Origin of the sequence: Ornithinibacillus massiliensis (assembly GCF_018310345.1) — a bacterium.
Classification (GTDB): Bacteria; Bacillota; Bacilli; order Bacillales; family Amphibacillaceae; genus Ornithinibacillus; species Ornithinibacillus massiliensis.
In genome coordinates, this window is sequence record NZ_JAGXBY010000002.1 from 322,208 (window position 1) to 337,141 (window position 14,934).

Below are 14,934 nucleotides of genomic sequence, written 5' to 3' on the forward strand. Positions count from 1 at the left end.
TATTATAAGGACCTATTAGTTTATACTAGATAATAGGATAAGTAAAACAAGGAGGTAAAGCATGCGTTATTTAACTGCAGGTGAATCACATGGAAAACAATTGACAACAATCATAGAAGGTATTCCTGCACAAATGCCTTTACAAAAAGATCAGATAAATGAGTCGTTACTTCGTAGACAAAAAGGTTATGGACGGGGTAAACGGATGCAAATAGAGAAAGATTTAGTTGAGATTACAAGTGGTGTTCGCCATGGTTATACACTAGGATCTCCTATTTCACTAGTGATAAACAATGATGATTATAAGCATTGGACCGATATTATGGGGGAGGATCCGTTAGATAAGGATGTGACGTTAAGGCGAGTAGTAACAAGACCTAGGCCGGGTCATGCAGATTTAAACGGGGCATTAAAATATGGACATCGTGATATTCGTAACGTATTAGAGCGCTCCTCTGCTCGGGAGACTGCAGCAAGAGTGGCTGCTGGTGCCGTTGCGAAAACAATGCTAAAACAACTTGGGATTAGTGTGTGTGGGTATGTAAAAGAAATAGGCGGAATTCAAGCAGAAGATATGCCTAACGTATCAATGGAAGAAAGACAGCGGATTTCGGAAGCTTCTCCAGTAAGAACGATAGATAAGAATGTCGAGCAACAAATGATGGAGAGAATAGATTTGGCTAAAAAGAATGGTGATACCTTAGGAGGTGTTACAGAGGTTTATGTAGAAGGGATGCCTGCTGGTGTCGGTTCCTATGTACATTATGACCGAAAGCTAGATTCACGTATTGCAGGAGCGGTAGTCAGTATCAATGCATACAAAGGAGTTGAATTTGGAATCGGTTTTGAAGCCGCAAGAAGAAATGGTAGTGAGGTTCATGACGAAATCAATTGGAATCAGGAAAAGGGGTATTACAGAAACTCGAATAATCTTGGGGGATTTGAAGGTGGAATGACAACTGGAATGCCCATTGTAGTTAAAGGTGTTATGAAGCCGATTCCTACCTTAATGAAGCCACTACAAAGCATTGACATGGAAACAAAGCAACCTTTTCAAGCTAGTGTGGAGCGCTCTGATGCTTGCGCAGTACCTGCAGCCGCAGTAGTAATGGAGCATGTGGTAGCATTTGAGTTAGCAAAAGCGATGCTGGAGCAATTTCCGCGTGATAACTTCTATAAATTAAAAGAAGCAGTAGAAAACTATCGTGAAGAAATAAGGAGATTCTAATGAAAAACATTCATGTGCGTTCAACCATTCAATCCTATGATATTGTAATTGGTAACCATATACGCCATCATATCAAGGACCAGCTGGATAAGAATTATTCGTCGATTCTTATTATTACAGATTCTAATGTTGGAAAACTATATGCTCAAGACATTCACGATGGACTAAATCAAAAGAACATCTTTATAGAAATTGTCGATGCAGGGGAGCAATCGAAAAATATTGAAACATTTTATAACCTTCATACGAAAGCAATTGAATATGGCTTAGATCGTCAATCTCTCATTATTGCTTTAGGTGGAGGGGTAATAGGAGATTTAGCGGGATTTGTAGCAGCAACCTATATGCGCGGAATTGATTTTATTCAAGTACCTACTACATTACTAGCGCATGACAGTAGTGTTGGAGGGAAAGTTGCTATCAATCATGATAAAGGAAAGAATTTGATTGGTAGTTTTTATCCACCTGTACTAGTACTATATGATACGGATACATTACAAACTCTACCACCAAAAGAAATTCGATCAGGGTATGCTGAGCTAATAAAAGAAGCTATGCTTTCCGATAGTGGATTATGGAACAAGCTCTTATCGCAGCATTTAGATAGGATTACCCCAGCTGATTTAGAACAGTTTCTAGAAATGGGAATTAAAATTAAAGCAGAAATCGTTCAACAGGATGAAAGAGAATCAGGGGTGCGGAAGTTTTTAAATCTCGGGCATACATTAGGTCATGCAATAGAAGCCGATTTAGGGTATGGTGTACTAACCCATGGTGAGGCAGTGGCAATTGGACTACTATTTGCATTTTACGTAAGTGAACAAGAATTACAAGCAGTATTGCCGATACAAGAGCTCAGAGATTGGTTAAAACGAAATGAATATCCATTTTTGGTGAATACGGATAGAATAGACGAATTAATCGATTTAATGAAACGTGATAAAAAAACAGAGCATAATCAAATCCAGATGGTATTATTAAATAAAATTGGAGACCCCGTTACCCATATTGTAGAAGAAAACAAACTAAAGAATTATTTAACATCATTTGTAGAGAGAGAAATAATAAATGGATAAAAACAGTCATGGTGATTGTAAATAATCACCACCGTAATCTAGTTTTTTAGTAGAGATAACTTAACGGTAGATGGAAGGGATTTTAAAGTGAATATTATTGTAAAAGCAAACAACTTAATGGAGATGGATAAGGTAGACGAGGCGCTAAAGCTTATACGTAAGCAAATGACAAAAGCATCTGATGAAGAGCTATATTGGTATGCGGAATTTTATTTGCATTGGGGATTTTTAGTGGAAGCTGAAGAGATTCTGTCTAGATTACTTATAAACTATCCAGAAGAAAGTGAATTAAAATTATACCTCACGGATATTTATATCGAACAAGATAATGATGAAAAGGCTATAGACCTACTTAACTCTATTCCAAAAGGAGATGACGCTTATTTGCAAGCTTTAGTAGCACTTGCAGATCTTTATCAATCCCAAGGGTTATTTGAGGTAGCAGAGCAAAAGCTTCTACAAGCGAAAGAGTTAAATCCGTCTGAGCCAATCATTGATTTAGGTTTAGGAGAGCTCTATTATTCTTTCGGAGATTTCAAGCGAGCCATCACCTTTTATGAAAAAGCCTTAAAATCCGATGTGCACGATATCCCAATTCATGAAAGATTAGCAGAATCTTATGCCAACGTTGGAGAGTATGAGGTTGCATTAACCTATTACGAAAAAACAGATAGCAAAAATCCAGATGTGTTATTTAAATATGGGGTTACAGCATATCAAGCAGATCGTAAGGATATTGCTATTCATGTATGGGAGGAGTTAATTGAAGAAGATCCTTATTACCATACTGCTTATATGCAGTTAGCGAAGGCTTATGAGGACGAGGAGTTACTAAATGATGCTTACGAGACGACATTAAAGGGTCTAAAATTAGATGAGTTTAATAAGGAACTATACTACTTAGCGGGGACCTTGGCTCATAAATGTAATTTAGATGTGGAAAGTGAAAAACACATTCGAGAAGCAGTTAATCTCGATATGGATTATAAGGAAGCAGTTCTGTTTTTAATAGAACTGTTAAAATTGAAGGCCAAGCCGGAAGAAATTATCGAGTTAATTCGTATGGTCAAAGAATATGGTGGTGACGATCCTTTATATGACTGGGAAATTGCACGTGCCTATATTAAAATTGAATCCTATAATGATGCATTAAATCACTACAAGGAAGCATATAATAGCTTACAACATGATAATGACTTCTTAAAAGAATACGGATACTTCTTAGTTGAAGAAGGGAAATCTTTAGAGGCGATTAAGGTATTCACTACCTATTTAGAGCAAGACCCACAGGACGATGAAATCATGGAATACGTTAATCGTTTGAAGCAAATGTAATATGGTGAAGGGGAGGAGGTAATAAACGCTATGCAAGCACCTGTTTCAGTAAAGGATAAAAAGAAGTTTTTACAATGGTTCCTCAATAATTATCAATTAAAAAAACGGGAAAGTGTATGGATTCTGAACTACTTAATTAATCATCAAGAAATATTAGAAAATGTTCACTTTGTTCATGACGCTAAATTTTGTGTAAGAAGTGTTATTATTACCAGTCAATGTTCCAAAGAAGTCCCATTCCGCTTTTACAAAAATCATTTAGTAACCACAGACGCTGAAAAGGCATTTCACGATATTCGTCTCAATCAACATGAGTCATTATATATTCAATTAAATTTTAATCAGTCAAATCAAAATCATCTATATGCTTCCGTATTAGAAGAAAATCCTTTTGTTCCGGATGAATATTTAATTACCCAGCAAGACAAAGATAATGCCAAGTTACTGCTGGAACACTCACTATTTGAGTTTCGAAAGAAACAGTTGTTAGAGAAAATTGATCGGAGCTTAGATGAACAAGATAAAGACCAATTCAACAAATTAGTGAAGGAACTTAGAATCCTTGAATTGAAAATGCTTAGTCAACCTACTTTGCAAGAGCAATAGGTTGATTTTTTTTGTTTGCACCAGTATATTAACTTGGGAATCATAAAAATATTAAATTTAGTAAATACTAAAAAAGGTGGCTACATACATGCAATGGACAAAAAAGGATATGGAGCTCTATGTTGGCTCAAAAGAATATATTGATACTGCTATCATTCCAATAATTCCGTTCCAAGTATCACAAGAAGCATCATTTGGAAAAAGTACTTCCAAAAGAGAGAGCTTATCTATCTTTGCGACGGAAATTGAAAAAGAGCTGTCGGGTAGAGTTCTTTTAATTCCTAACTATTATTATTTAGAATTTGGTAATAAGGAACAAGAAGCGAAGCGACTAAATGAGTGGTGTGAAGAAATTAAGAAACAACCGTTTGAGCATGTGTTCATCTTAACCTTTGATGCTAGTTGGAAGCGTTATGAAAAAAATTTAGAGGCTAATCTCTTATGGGTTCCTGGAGTTCAGGTTGATGAGACAAATTCCGCTAATATGCTGCAACTAATTAGGGGACAAGTTCCAGATGTCATCGATCTTATACGCAGTTATTGGTAAACGTAATAAAATTATGAAATCTTTCAGAACATAGATGGATATGTATTGACCGAGCAGTAAGTTTGCGCTATCATGATAATGTCCTAGTAATATGATTAAAATTATTGTCCGTGATTATTGTGAAGAGGGGGGAAAATCATGAGCGAAGAAAAGCAACAAGTGTCCCGTCGTCAATTTCTGAATTATACACTAACAGGTGTTGGAGGATTTATGGCTGCTGGTTTGCTTGCACCTATGCTCAGAATGGCGATTGACCCAGTTTTACAGCCACCAAGTGATGGTGACTATGTAAACGTCGGTCTTGCTGTTGAAGATATTACAACAACACCTCAACGTGTCGATTGGCAAATTGAACAAGTAGATGGATGGTATGAGTCACAACCAACAAGAACTGCGTGGGTTTATAAAGATGATAGCGGAAACATTGTAGCACTTTCCCCAATATGTACACACCTAGGCTGTGTTGTATCATGGGAGGGAAATGAAAGTTTTCCGGACCAATTCTTTTGCCCATGTCATGATGGTCGCTACACCAAGGATGGTGTGAACGTTCCAGGAACACCACCGACAGCGCCATTACCTTTGTATGAACAAAAAGTGGAAAATGGAATGCTATACTTAGGTAAAGCAATATCTAGAAAGGAGGCGTAATTATTTATGCTACAAAAGATTTATGACTGGATCGATGAGCGTATTGATATTACGCCAATCTGGCGGGATATTGCAGACCATGAAGTACCAGAACATGTTAACCCTGCCCATCATTTTTCTGCATTTGTATATTGTTTTGGTGGTTTAACATTCTTCGTGGTTGTTATTCAAATTTTATCAGGTATGTTCTTAACGATGTATTACGTACCAGATATTGAAAACGCTTGGAGATCTGTATATTACTTACAAACTGAAGTTGCACATGGTCAAATTGTACGTGGCATGCACCACTGGGGTGCTAGTGTCGTTATCGTAATGCTTTTATTACATACTTTAAGGGTGTTCTTCCAAGGAGCATATAAAAAACCTCGTGAATTAAACTGGATGGTAGGGGTACTTATCTTCTTTGTTATGCTAGGTTTAGGATTCACAGGATATCTATTACCTTGGGATAACAAAGCATACTTTGCTACACAAGTAGGATTAGAGATGGCCGAACAAGTACCACTCATAGGTGGCGATCTAAAAGCATTACTTGCGGGTGATGAAGAAATTGTAGGAGCTCAAACATTGACTCGTTTCTTTGCGATTCATGTATTCTTCCTACCAGCTGCATTATTTGCGCTTATGGGAGCTCACTTTATCTTAATCCGTAGACAAGGTATTTCTGGACCACTATAAAAAGGAGGGGAAGGCTATGCATAAGGGAAAAGGAATGAAATTTGTCGGAGATTCTCGTGTACCGGCAGAGCGTAAAGCATCACAAATACCTAAAGATTATTCTGAGTATCCTGGAAGAACAGAAGCTTTTTGGCCCAACTTCTTATTAAAAGAGTGGTTAGTAGGTGCAGTATTTTTAGTTGGATTTTTATGTCTTACATTAGCACATCCATCTCCACTAGAAGGAATGGCTGATCCAACGAATGCAGCATATATACCTTTACCAGACTGGTACTTCTTGTTCTTGTATGAATTACTTAAATATGAATTCGCTAGTGGACCGTATGTATTACTTGGTATGATTGGGTTACCTGGTCTTGCATTCGGAGCGCTCCTTCTAGCACCATTCTTAGATAATGGTCCTGGACGTAGACCACATCAACGGCCAATAGCTGTTATTATGATGTTACTTGCTTTAGTATCTGTAGTATGGTTAACATATACTTCTGCATCTCATGTTAATTGGGAAGAGCGTGCAGAAATGAATAAACCAATTCCACCAACTGAAGTTGAAATAGATACGTCACATGAGGGCTTTGCTGCTTATGAAACGAGCTGTTTACAGTGTCATGGTGATGCATTACAAGGTAGTTCTGCAGCACCAGCGCTTATTGGTACTGAACATACTGCAGAAGAAATTGCTACTATTGCAAAAGAAGGTATTGGTAGCATGCCTGCTAATATGTTTACTGGTACGGAAGAAGAGCTTGAACAATTGGTTGATTTTATAATTTCAGTCAATGAGCAGGCGGCAGAATAATCAATGTTAGAAAAGCACCTTTGCCAACATGGTAAAGGTGCTTTTCATTTTTTAAGGAGGAGAAGTATATTTACATGTTAAAAGCGATATTGCTAGATAAGCGCTTCCTTGTTCTATTATTTATCATTAATTTAATTGGCACAATCTATGGGTTTTATTGGTATCGCTCTCAGCTAGCAATTACACCAACAATTTTCCTTATATTTGTACCAGATAGTCCGACTGCAAGCTTATTCTTTACGATATTTTTGTTGTTTTTTATTTTTAGAAAGCATTTTCCTTTGATTGAAGCTTTGGCTATTATCACTTTGTTTAAATATGGAATCTGGGCTGTTGTGATGAACGTATTAACGTTGTGGCTAAATGGGGAATTAGCTCCTAGTGGTTATATGTTAATGGTATCTCATGCAGCCATGGCAATCCAAGGATTACTATATGCTCCCTATTACAAAATAAGGCTCATACATATTGTCATTGCAGCTATTTGGACTTTACATAATGATGTAATTGACTATGTATTTGGAATGATGCCAATTTATTCTACACTAACCGCGTATATGGATAAAATAGGCTATTTTACATTTTGGCTCAGTATTGTATCCATATGGATTGCTTACAAGTTAACCATTAAAGATAAGCCAAGCCTGTAAGTTATAACAGCTAATGGAATGTCATACATTTATAGAGATACTCATTGAAAAGGGTGATCTCTATGAAAAAGAAACGATCTATAAAAATCTTGATTTGGATTATCATAGGGATAGTTTTTTTTATTCTGATGGAATTGCTTTGGAGTGATGTTATACTTGCCAACATGAAAGAAGAAAAGAGAGAGGATAATCTTTTGCCCTTTTATTGGTTACTGCTAATTGTTGGCGGATCTATAGTATGTACATTATCTTATGTTAGTTGGAGAAAATATCATGGTGAGAAGAAGGATAAGCAGCATAGAGATAACGACAAATTAATTGACTAAATCTGACTATTTGACTAAAATTGACTATAGAGACACATTAACATAATGGAGGAATGTACCATGACTCTTGGAACCTATTTAATCTATATAGTACTTCTTATGATTATCCCACTTTGGGCACAATCAAAGGTAAAAAGTACGTATAATAAATACTCTAAAGTAGCTACATCATCTATGATGACAGGTGCTCAAGTGGCACGTAAAATTCTCAATGATAATGGACTTTATGATGTTGAAATTCATGAGACAAAAGGAACACTAACAGATCATTATGACCCAAGGAAAAAAGCTGTTTTTCTTTCAAGTGGTATTTATCACGGACAATCCATGGCTTCATCTGCTGTTGCTGCTCACGAAGTAGGACATGCCATTCAGGATGCAGAATCCTATGCATTTTTACGATTTAGAAGTGCTTTAGTACCGGTAGCAAACTTTGGCTCTAATATATCAATATTTTTAATCATTGCAGGTTTTATAATTGGTATGACAGAGCTTGCCGTGATTGGGGTTGTTTTCTTTGCTGCTGCGGTGTTATTCCAATTAGTAACATTACCGGTGGAATTCGATGCCTCTAATCGAGCAATGGCGCAGTTAGTATCTACTGGTGTCATTCGAAATAATGAGGAACGTGATACGAAGAAGGTATTAAATGCTGCTGCTATGACATATGTAGCTGCTGCAGTAGTAGCAGTTGCGGAATTAATCCGTTTTATTTTAATGATTGTAGCAAGTAACCAAGATTAAACAATTCATTAGATAAATATAGGGAATAAAATTAAAAAATCCGGATCATGTTGACTATCATTAGAGTTCACATTCGTACGGATTTTTATTATAAATTGTTTGCTTTTTGTAAAAGGAAAGACTTTTTGCAGGGGGGAGCGTGTACATCATGCTCTCCCCTCTATTGGTTTTTCCGTTATCACAGGTTTTTCACTGTGTAATGCCACAGAGTAATATCCAATTATATCTTCGTTATACAACTAGATTCACTTAATCATTAATTGGATTTTTGTTTTCGTCTAATGTGAATCCTTCCCCCAAGACATCGTGGACAGTGCCGACTGCAACGAAGGCTTGCGGATCAATTGCATTAATAATGCTCTTTAATTTTACAATTTCATTCCTACCGACAACACAATATAATACATCTCTTTTTTCTCCTGTGAAGCTTCCACGTCCATCTAGAACGGTTACGCCACGGTCCATATCGTTCATGATTTTCTTTGCAATCACATCACTCTTAGAGGAGATAATAGTTGCTCCGCGAGCTGAGTAGGCACCTTCCTGTATGAAATCAATGACTCGTGCACCTACATATACAGCAACTAATGTGTACATTCCTTGGTCAAGTTCAAGAATGGTAAAAATGGAGGTAACGATTACGACAAAGTCAAAAATAAACATGGTTTTCCCCATGCTCCAACCTATATATTTATGTACAATTCTTGCAATAATATCTACACCACCAGTAGTTCCTCCATATCGAAATACAATTCCTAGTCCTACTCCGATAAATACACCGGCAAATAACGCAACAAGAAACATATCTTGTTCTAAATGAATTTCATATTCATAAAGCTGGAAAATGCTTAAGAATAAAGAAACAGATAAAGTCCCAATGATTGTGTAAAAAAGTGTATTTCGACCGAGAAATTTCCAACCAATAAGGAGGATTGGAATGTTCAGAACGATATTCGTAATAGCTGGATCCCATTTGAAAGCGAAATATAAGATTAAGGTAATACCAGTAAAACCACCTTCACCAAGGTTATGCTGCATATTAAAGTGAACGATTCCAAAAGAAAAAATAGCAGCACCAATTAAGATGAAAAGGATATTTTTAATTTTTAAGCCGAAAATCATTGTTGCACCTCCATTTATAAAATGATACGATAGAACACTTTTTCTATTATAATCAATTTAAATGGTTAGAACAATGCTTTCCCGTGCTAAATAATTTGTCAAAAACTATCGGATTCGCTAACATTAAAGAAAATGCTACTCGAAAAGGGGCAGATTATTATTCGTACTTCAGATATTACTACAAAAGAAATGCAAAAAAGAGTTGATCAATACATTAGTCAATTTAAAGAGGGTTATTTTTCACCTTTAGCTTTAATGGCTAGATTAACGGAAGAGGTAGGAGAACTCGCTCGGGAAATGAATCATTATTACGGGGAGAAGCCGAAGAAATCTACTGAGAAAGAAAATACAGTGGAAGATGAATTAGGTGACATCTTATTCGTTATTGCATGTATGGCTAATTCATTAGATATTGACCTGTCGGACGCTTTTAACCGATCGATGACGAAATTCGAAACGAGAGATAAGGATAGATGGACGAAGAAGGAATTGCAACAGGAGGGGCGAGAATGAGGAAAAATATAGTTATTGCTGGTCCTCGTGGGCGTATGGGGTCTGAGGCAGTACAAATGGTATTAGCAGAGCCAAGCTTTAATCTAGTTGCTTGCATTGATCATAAAGCATCTTCTATATCATCACTAGCTGAGAAGGCTATTCCGGTATATCAAAATCCAGAGGAGTGCTTCTATGCAACGGAAGTAGATGTATTAATAGATCTTACGGTTGCTGAAGCAAGCTATCATCATATTCTTATCGCTTTACAGCAAAATATACGCTGTGTAGTGGGTACGACTGGATTTACCAACGAGCAACTAGTAGAGATGAAACTAGTAGCAAAAGAGAATAAAACTGGCATAATTATCGCGCCCAACTTTGCAATAGGAGCTATACTTATGATGCATTTTTCCAAAATAGCAGCGAGATATTTTCCAGACATCGAAATTATCGAAAAACATCATAATCAAAAGGTTGATGCGCCATCTGGAACAGCAATAAAAACTGCTGAAATGATAAAAACGGTACGTGAGAGTAAAGCACAAGGCCACCCTGATGAAGTAGAGGTACTGAAAGGGGCAAGAGGAGCACAGGATGATGGCATCCACATACATAGTTTACGGTTACCAGGGCTCGTCGCACACCAGGAGGTTATTTTTGGAGGAGAGGGCCAAACATTAACGATTAAACATGATTCAATGAATAGAAAGTCCTTTATGGAAGGAATTAAATTATCCGTAAATCAGGTGTTTCACATTGACGAACTAGTCTATGGTTTGGAAAATGTCCTAGATTTGGATTAATAAATGGAGGTAGTTTATGAATATTGCATTAATAGCTCATGATAAGAAGAAACAAACCATTATTAATTTTGCTTTAGCTTACAAACACGTGTTAGAAAAGCATCAATTATTTGCAACAGGGACTACTGGAAAGTTAATTACCGAGGAAACGGGCTTAGCCATTCATCGTTTTCTATCTGGGCCATTAGGTGGCGATCAACAAATTGGAGCCATGATTGCGAATAATGAGATGGATATGGTTATATTCTTCCGTGATCCTTTAACCGCTCAGCCTCATGAACCAGATGTAAGTGCACTTATAAGGCTTTGTGATGTACATCAAATTCCACTTGCAACGAACATAAGTTCGGCTGAAATATTTATACATGGATTAGAGCATGGTAGTCTTGACTGGAGAAAGATAATGAAAGGGAAAAAGGAATATTGAAGATGAAAAAAATAGGAATAACCTGTTATCCATCAGTGGGTGGATCAGGTGTGATTGCTACAGAATTAGGGATGCTCCTTGCCGAGCAGGGGCATGAAATACATTTTATAACGTCTAGTCTACCTTTTCGTTTAAACCGAGTAATTCCCAATATTTATTATCATGAGGTAGAAGTTGGTCATTATCCAGTATTTCAATATCCTCCATATGACTTGGCTTTAGCTACCAAAATGGCTGAAGTGATTGATCGTGAAGAACTAGATATTCTACACGTTCATTATGCCATGCCACATGCAGTGTGTGCTATTTTAGCACGGGATATGGCTAAACGTGATGTGAAAATAGTTACAACATTACATGGAACAGATATAACGGTATTAGGGATTGATAATACATTTAAGCGGATGATTAAATATGGAATTGAAAATTCTGATGCTGTAACAGCAGTATCCAAGGATTTAGCTAATCAGACAAAACATATGATCGAAACAGATAAAGAAATTTCCGTGATTTACAATTTTGTTAACGAGGAAGAGTACTATAAGCGAGATTTAGAAGAAATTAAGGCACAATATGGTATACAGGAAGATGATAAGGTAATTATACATATTTCAAACTTTCGAAAAGTAAAGCGCCTAGAGGATACTGTCAACACATTTAAGCGAATAAGAGATGGTATGAAAGCGAAGTTACTGCTAGTCGGAGATGGTCCGGAATATACTAATACATTTAATCTGGTGACTAGATTAGGTATTCAGGATGATGTGTTATTCCTAGGCAAACAAAAAAATATAAGTGATTTATTATCGATAGCAGATTTGAATTTATTACTTTCAGAAAAAGAAAGTTTTGGATTAGTATTATTAGAAGCAATGGCTTGCGAAGTAGCTTGTATTGGTACGAATGTTGGTGGGATACCAGAGGTTATTGTTCACGATGAAACAGGATATATTGTGGAATTAGGCGACGTCGAAACAGCAGCTTACTATGCCAAGCAGTTACTAACTGATGAGTCATTACTAAAGCGTTTTTCTGAAACAGCTCTTGAACGTGTTCGGAATCATTTCCATTCATCTATTATATTAAACCAGTACATGGACTTATATCATAAATTATTATCGAATTAGTAAATAGAGGTGTTTAGGAATAATGAAGGAACTAACAGAGCCTTTTCGAGAAGCGTTAGCTATTATTGAAACGATAGAAGAAGCAGGTCACCAGGCATTTTTTGTTGGTGGCTGTGTTAGAGATTTTTTATTAAAACGACCAATTGGTGATGTTGATATTACAACCTCTGCAAAGCCTTTTGAGGTGCAGGCTATTTTTGATGAAGTAATCCCTGTAGGAATTCAGCATGGAACAGTCATCGTAAGACATCGTGGTATTTCGTATGAGGTAACTACCTTTCGAGTGGAAGGAGAGTACTCAGACCAGCGCCATCCTGATTCTGTACAATTTATTGATAAGATTGACGAGGATTTAGCGAGAAGAGACTTTACCATTAATGCCCTTGCCATGAACAAGCATGGTTATATAATTGATCTGTTTCATGGTCGAGAAGATATTGAGAAAGCATTAATTCGAGCTGTGGGCAATGGCCATGATCGATTTCAAGAAGATCCGCTTCGGATTCTACGAGCAATTCGCTTTTCCAGTCAACTAGGATTCCAAATAGAAGAAAACACTTTAAAAGCAATTATGGCTACGAGGCAATCGATAACGGGACTTGCTGTTGAGCGGATAACCGTGGAGTTACAGAAATTATTTGCTGGTAAGGATGTCAAGACCGCACTATCCTATATGGTAGAATTAAGGATAGACCAAGAGCTTCCAGTTCTGAAAGATTATCATCTAATTGCCAAGCTTGTCCCTATTATTCAACCATTGCATACATTAGCTGAAGTGCTCTGTCTCATTCATCAGATGGAGCCTGAATTAGACATAAGAATTATTGGCAAGGAATGGAAATGTTCTAATAAAATTCTAAGAGAAGCCTTCCAATTGAACCAAGCAGTTGATTATTATAAAGCTAACGGCTTGGATAATTGGTTAGTATATCAACTCCTACCAGATTATTACAACGCGTTCTATCGAATTACGGAGATTATGTTCCCAACTAAGATAGACAAGGACGAACTTTACAGATTAAAAAAACAATTAAACCTTACATCAAAAAAAGACCTAAATATCAATGGAAATGATATAATAAAATTATTTCCTGCTGTTCCAAAAGGACCCTGGATTCAGGACAAACTGGTAAAACTAGAAAGGTTAGTTGTTCTAGGAGAATTACAAAACAACAATATGATATTAAAGGATTGGCTAAAATGGAATCCACCCGAGCAAAAATAATTAATTTATTATCCAGTAACCAGGATAGCTATATATCTGGACAAGAGATTTCAAATCAGCTCCAAATTTCTCGCAGTGCAATTTGGAAGCATATTAAGGAATTAGAAAAAGATGGCTATGTTATCGAGGGGATTCGAAACAGAGGCTATCGAATTCTTCAATCACCAAATAAAGTAAGTGAAAATACCGTACAATGGGGATTAAACACAAACTGGTTAGGCAAATCAATTATTCATAAGGAATCCACTACCTCTACCCAGCATATTGCGCATGATTTGGCTACGAATCATGCAGATCATGGGACAGTCGTTATTGCAGATGAACAAACTGCTGGTAAGGGAAGATTAAGCCGTGCATGGTATAGCTCGAAGAACAAAGGGATATGGATGAGTATTATTCTAAGGCCATCTATCCCACCATATTTAGCTCCTCAATTGACCTTACTCACGGCAACCGTATTAGCCGACGTATTGAAGAAAGAATTGAAGATTAATCCAAAAATTAAATGGCCAAATGATATTTTATTACAGGATAAAAAAACTTCAGGTATTCTAACGGAGATGCAAGCAGAACAAGACCGTATCCAATATGTGGTTATTGGAATCGGAATTAATGTGAATCACGAACCGGATGACCTTGCTGAAGATATTCAATCGAAAGCAACATCTTTAAAGATAGAAACTGGTAAGTCATGGAATATGACAGAATTAATTCAACAAATATTACTATACTTCGAAAAGACGTATGAAGATTTCCTCGATAAAGGATTTTCGGTAATTAAGGAAAAGTGGGAAAGCTATGGTTATCGAATCGGAGAGGTTACTAGCATTAAGACGTTTCATGATGTTCAAAGAGCAGTATTAACAGGAATTGCCGAGGACGGGGCATTATTAGCGAAGTATGAGGATGGCACGATTAAGAAGGTATATTCCGGAGAAATTGATTGGTTTGGTAATACATAAGGAATGGTAGGGGAGGTGTCTCTTAGGTAGGTTATCCTTTTAACCTGAGATACCTCTTCAACTTGTGATGAAGAAAAAAAGGAATAAAGTTTAAACGATACAATGAAGTACATTATATTAAATGACACAT

18 protein-coding genes are annotated in these 14,934 nt (G+C 36.7%); 17 read left to right on the plus strand and 1 reads right to left on the minus strand.

Annotation, left to right across the window (positions count from 1 at the left end):
• Positions 1-61 precede the first annotated feature (61 nt).
• The 11 genes from aroC to KGF86_RS05855 all read left to right on the plus strand — a co-directional run bounded on the left by aroC (position 62) and on the right by KGF86_RS05855 (position 8,643).
• Positions 62-1,228: a chorismate synthase gene (gene aroC / locus KGF86_RS05805; RefSeq protein ID WP_186869783.1), complete on the plus strand. Its 1,167-nt coding sequence runs from the start codon at positions 62-64 to the stop codon at positions 1,226-1,228.
• Positions 1,228-2,304 (plus strand): 3-dehydroquinate synthase, encoded by a 1,077-nt coding sequence (gene aroB / locus KGF86_RS05810; protein ID WP_186869782.1) that lies wholly within the window; start codon positions 1,228-1,230, stop codon positions 2,302-2,304. Before aroC ends, aroB begins: the two co-directional genes overlap by 1 nt.
• 87 nt (positions 2,305-2,391) lie before the next feature.
• The gene (locus KGF86_RS05815; RefSeq protein WP_343221429.1) at positions 2,392-3,639 is read left to right on the plus strand and encodes a tetratricopeptide repeat protein; all 1,248 of its coding nucleotides are present in this window, start codon (positions 2,392-2,394) and stop codon (positions 3,637-3,639) included.
• Positions 3,640-3,669: 30 nt separating this feature from the next.
• On the plus strand, positions 3,670-4,245 hold the full coding sequence (locus KGF86_RS05820; RefSeq protein WP_186869781.1) for a ReoY family proteolytic degradation factor: 576 nt from the start codon (positions 3,670-3,672) through the stop codon (positions 4,243-4,245).
• Positions 4,246-4,333: 88 nt separating this feature from the next.
• Positions 4,334-4,792 (plus strand): DUF2487 family protein, encoded by a 459-nt coding sequence (locus KGF86_RS05825; RefSeq protein ID WP_186869780.1) that lies wholly within the window; start codon positions 4,334-4,336, stop codon positions 4,790-4,792.
• 138 nt (positions 4,793-4,930) lie between these two features.
• Positions 4,931-5,443 carry a QcrA and Rieske domain-containing protein gene (locus KGF86_RS05830; protein ID WP_186869779.1) on the plus strand — a complete coding sequence of 171 codons (513 nt, stop codon included), beginning with the start codon at positions 4,931-4,933 and terminating at the stop codon, positions 5,441-5,443.
• A gap of 6 nt (positions 5,444-5,449) precedes the next feature.
• The gene (qcrB, locus tag KGF86_RS05835; protein ID WP_186869778.1) at positions 5,450-6,124 is read left to right on the plus strand and encodes a menaquinol-cytochrome c reductase cytochrome b subunit; all 675 of its coding nucleotides are present in this window, start codon (positions 5,450-5,452) and stop codon (positions 6,122-6,124) included.
• 16 nt (positions 6,125-6,140) lie between these two features.
• Positions 6,141-6,923: a menaquinol-cytochrome c reductase cytochrome b/c subunit gene (locus tag KGF86_RS05840; RefSeq protein ID WP_186869777.1), complete on the plus strand. Its 783-nt coding sequence runs from the start codon at positions 6,141-6,143 to the stop codon at positions 6,921-6,923.
• 74 nt (positions 6,924-6,997) lie between these two features.
• Positions 6,998-7,573: a lipoprotein heptaprenylglyceryl N-acetyltransferase LhaT gene (lhaT, locus tag KGF86_RS05845; RefSeq protein WP_186869776.1), complete on the plus strand. Its 576-nt coding sequence runs from the start codon at positions 6,998-7,000 to the stop codon at positions 7,571-7,573.
• A 62-nt stretch (positions 7,574-7,635) separates the two neighbouring features.
• Positions 7,636-7,899, plus strand: a complete 264-nt coding sequence (locus KGF86_RS05850; RefSeq protein ID WP_211741343.1) for a sporulation protein YpjB — start codon at positions 7,636-7,638, stop codon at positions 7,897-7,899.
• A 60-nt stretch (positions 7,900-7,959) separates the two neighbouring features.
• Entirely contained in the window at positions 7,960-8,643 is a 684-nt protein-coding gene (locus KGF86_RS05855) for a zinc metallopeptidase (RefSeq protein WP_211741344.1), read from the plus strand.
• A 249-nt stretch (positions 8,644-8,892) separates the two neighbouring features.
• On the opposite strand, the gene KGF86_RS05860 is transcribed toward KGF86_RS05855, so the two are convergent.
• Positions 8,893-9,765, minus strand: a complete 873-nt coding sequence (locus KGF86_RS05860) for a YitT family protein (protein ID WP_211741345.1) — start codon at positions 9,763-9,765, stop codon at positions 8,893-8,895.
• Positions 9,766-9,897: 132 nt separating this feature from the next.
• Here KGF86_RS05860 and KGF86_RS05865 point away from each other — a divergent pair, with 132 nt between their 5' ends.
• Genes KGF86_RS05865 through KGF86_RS05890 form a run of 6 tightly spaced genes read left to right on the plus strand, consistent with a single transcriptional unit; the run spans position 9,898 to position 14,804 of the window.
• Complete coding sequence (locus tag KGF86_RS05865) at positions 9,898-10,278, plus strand: nucleotide pyrophosphohydrolase (protein ID WP_186869772.1); 381 nt, start codon at positions 9,898-9,900, stop codon at positions 10,276-10,278.
• Positions 10,275-11,063 carry a 4-hydroxy-tetrahydrodipicolinate reductase gene (dapB, locus tag KGF86_RS05870; RefSeq protein ID WP_186869771.1) on the plus strand — a complete coding sequence of 263 codons (789 nt, stop codon included), beginning with the start codon at positions 10,275-10,277 and terminating at the stop codon, positions 11,061-11,063. The genes KGF86_RS05865 and dapB overlap by 4 nt, the downstream gene beginning before the upstream one ends.
• Before the next feature lie 16 nt (positions 11,064-11,079).
• Positions 11,080-11,490, plus strand: a complete 411-nt coding sequence (gene mgsA, locus KGF86_RS05875) for a methylglyoxal synthase (RefSeq protein WP_186869770.1) — start codon at positions 11,080-11,082, stop codon at positions 11,488-11,490.
• 2 nt (positions 11,491-11,492) lie between these two features.
• Positions 11,493-12,617 (plus strand): N-acetyl-alpha-D-glucosaminyl L-malate synthase BshA, encoded by a 1,125-nt coding sequence (gene bshA / locus KGF86_RS05880; RefSeq protein WP_186869769.1) that lies wholly within the window; start codon positions 11,493-11,495, stop codon positions 12,615-12,617.
• 22 nt (positions 12,618-12,639) lie between these two features.
• Positions 12,640-13,842 (plus strand): CCA tRNA nucleotidyltransferase, encoded by a 1,203-nt coding sequence (locus KGF86_RS05885; protein ID WP_186869768.1) that lies wholly within the window; start codon positions 12,640-12,642, stop codon positions 13,840-13,842.
• Positions 13,818-14,804 (plus strand): biotin--[acetyl-CoA-carboxylase] ligase, encoded by a 987-nt coding sequence (locus KGF86_RS05890; RefSeq protein WP_211741346.1) that lies wholly within the window; start codon positions 13,818-13,820, stop codon positions 14,802-14,804. Before KGF86_RS05885 ends, KGF86_RS05890 begins: the two co-directional genes overlap by 25 nt.
• Positions 14,805-14,934 lie beyond the last annotated feature (130 nt).

Bases quoted from the DNA above. Each gene is read 5' to 3' on its own strand.
- aroC (WP_186869783.1), top strand. From the start codon at position 62: ATGCGTTATTTAACTGCAGGTGAATCACATGGAAAACAATTGACAACA.
- aroB (WP_186869782.1), top strand. From the start codon at position 1,228: ATGAAAAACATTCATGTGCGTTCAACCATTCAATCCTATGATATTGTA.
- KGF86_RS05820 (WP_186869781.1), top strand. From the start codon at position 3,670: ATGCAAGCACCTGTTTCAGTAAAGGATAAAAAGAAGTTTTTACAATGG.
- KGF86_RS05825 (WP_186869780.1), top strand. From the start codon at position 4,334: ATGCAATGGACAAAAAAGGATATGGAGCTCTATGTTGGCTCAAAAGAA.
- KGF86_RS05830 (WP_186869779.1), top strand. From the start codon at position 4,931: ATGAGCGAAGAAAAGCAACAAGTGTCCCGTCGTCAATTTCTGAATTAT.
- qcrB (WP_186869778.1), top strand. From the start codon at position 5,450: ATGCTACAAAAGATTTATGACTGGATCGATGAGCGTATTGATATTACG.
- KGF86_RS05840 (WP_186869777.1), top strand. From the start codon at position 6,141: ATGCATAAGGGAAAAGGAATGAAATTTGTCGGAGATTCTCGTGTACCG.
- lhaT (WP_186869776.1), top strand. From the start codon at position 6,998: ATGTTAAAAGCGATATTGCTAGATAAGCGCTTCCTTGTTCTATTATTT.
- KGF86_RS05850 (WP_211741343.1), top strand. From the start codon at position 7,636: ATGAAAAAGAAACGATCTATAAAAATCTTGATTTGGATTATCATAGGG.
- KGF86_RS05855 (WP_211741344.1), top strand. From the start codon at position 7,960: ATGACTCTTGGAACCTATTTAATCTATATAGTACTTCTTATGATTATC.
- KGF86_RS05860 (WP_211741345.1), bottom strand. From the start codon at position 9,765: ATGATTTTCGGCTTAAAAATTAAAAATATCCTTTTCATCTTAATTGGT.
- KGF86_RS05865 (WP_186869772.1), top strand. From the start codon at position 9,898: ATGCTACTCGAAAAGGGGCAGATTATTATTCGTACTTCAGATATTACT.
- dapB (WP_186869771.1), top strand. From the start codon at position 10,275: ATGAGGAAAAATATAGTTATTGCTGGTCCTCGTGGGCGTATGGGGTCT.
- mgsA (WP_186869770.1), top strand. From the start codon at position 11,080: ATGAATATTGCATTAATAGCTCATGATAAGAAGAAACAAACCATTATT.
- bshA (WP_186869769.1), top strand. From the start codon at position 11,493: ATGAAAAAAATAGGAATAACCTGTTATCCATCAGTGGGTGGATCAGGT.
- KGF86_RS05885 (WP_186869768.1), top strand. From the start codon at position 12,640: ATGAAGGAACTAACAGAGCCTTTTCGAGAAGCGTTAGCTATTATTGAA.
- KGF86_RS05890 (WP_211741346.1), top strand. From the start codon at position 13,818: ATGGAATCCACCCGAGCAAAAATAATTAATTTATTATCCAGTAACCAG.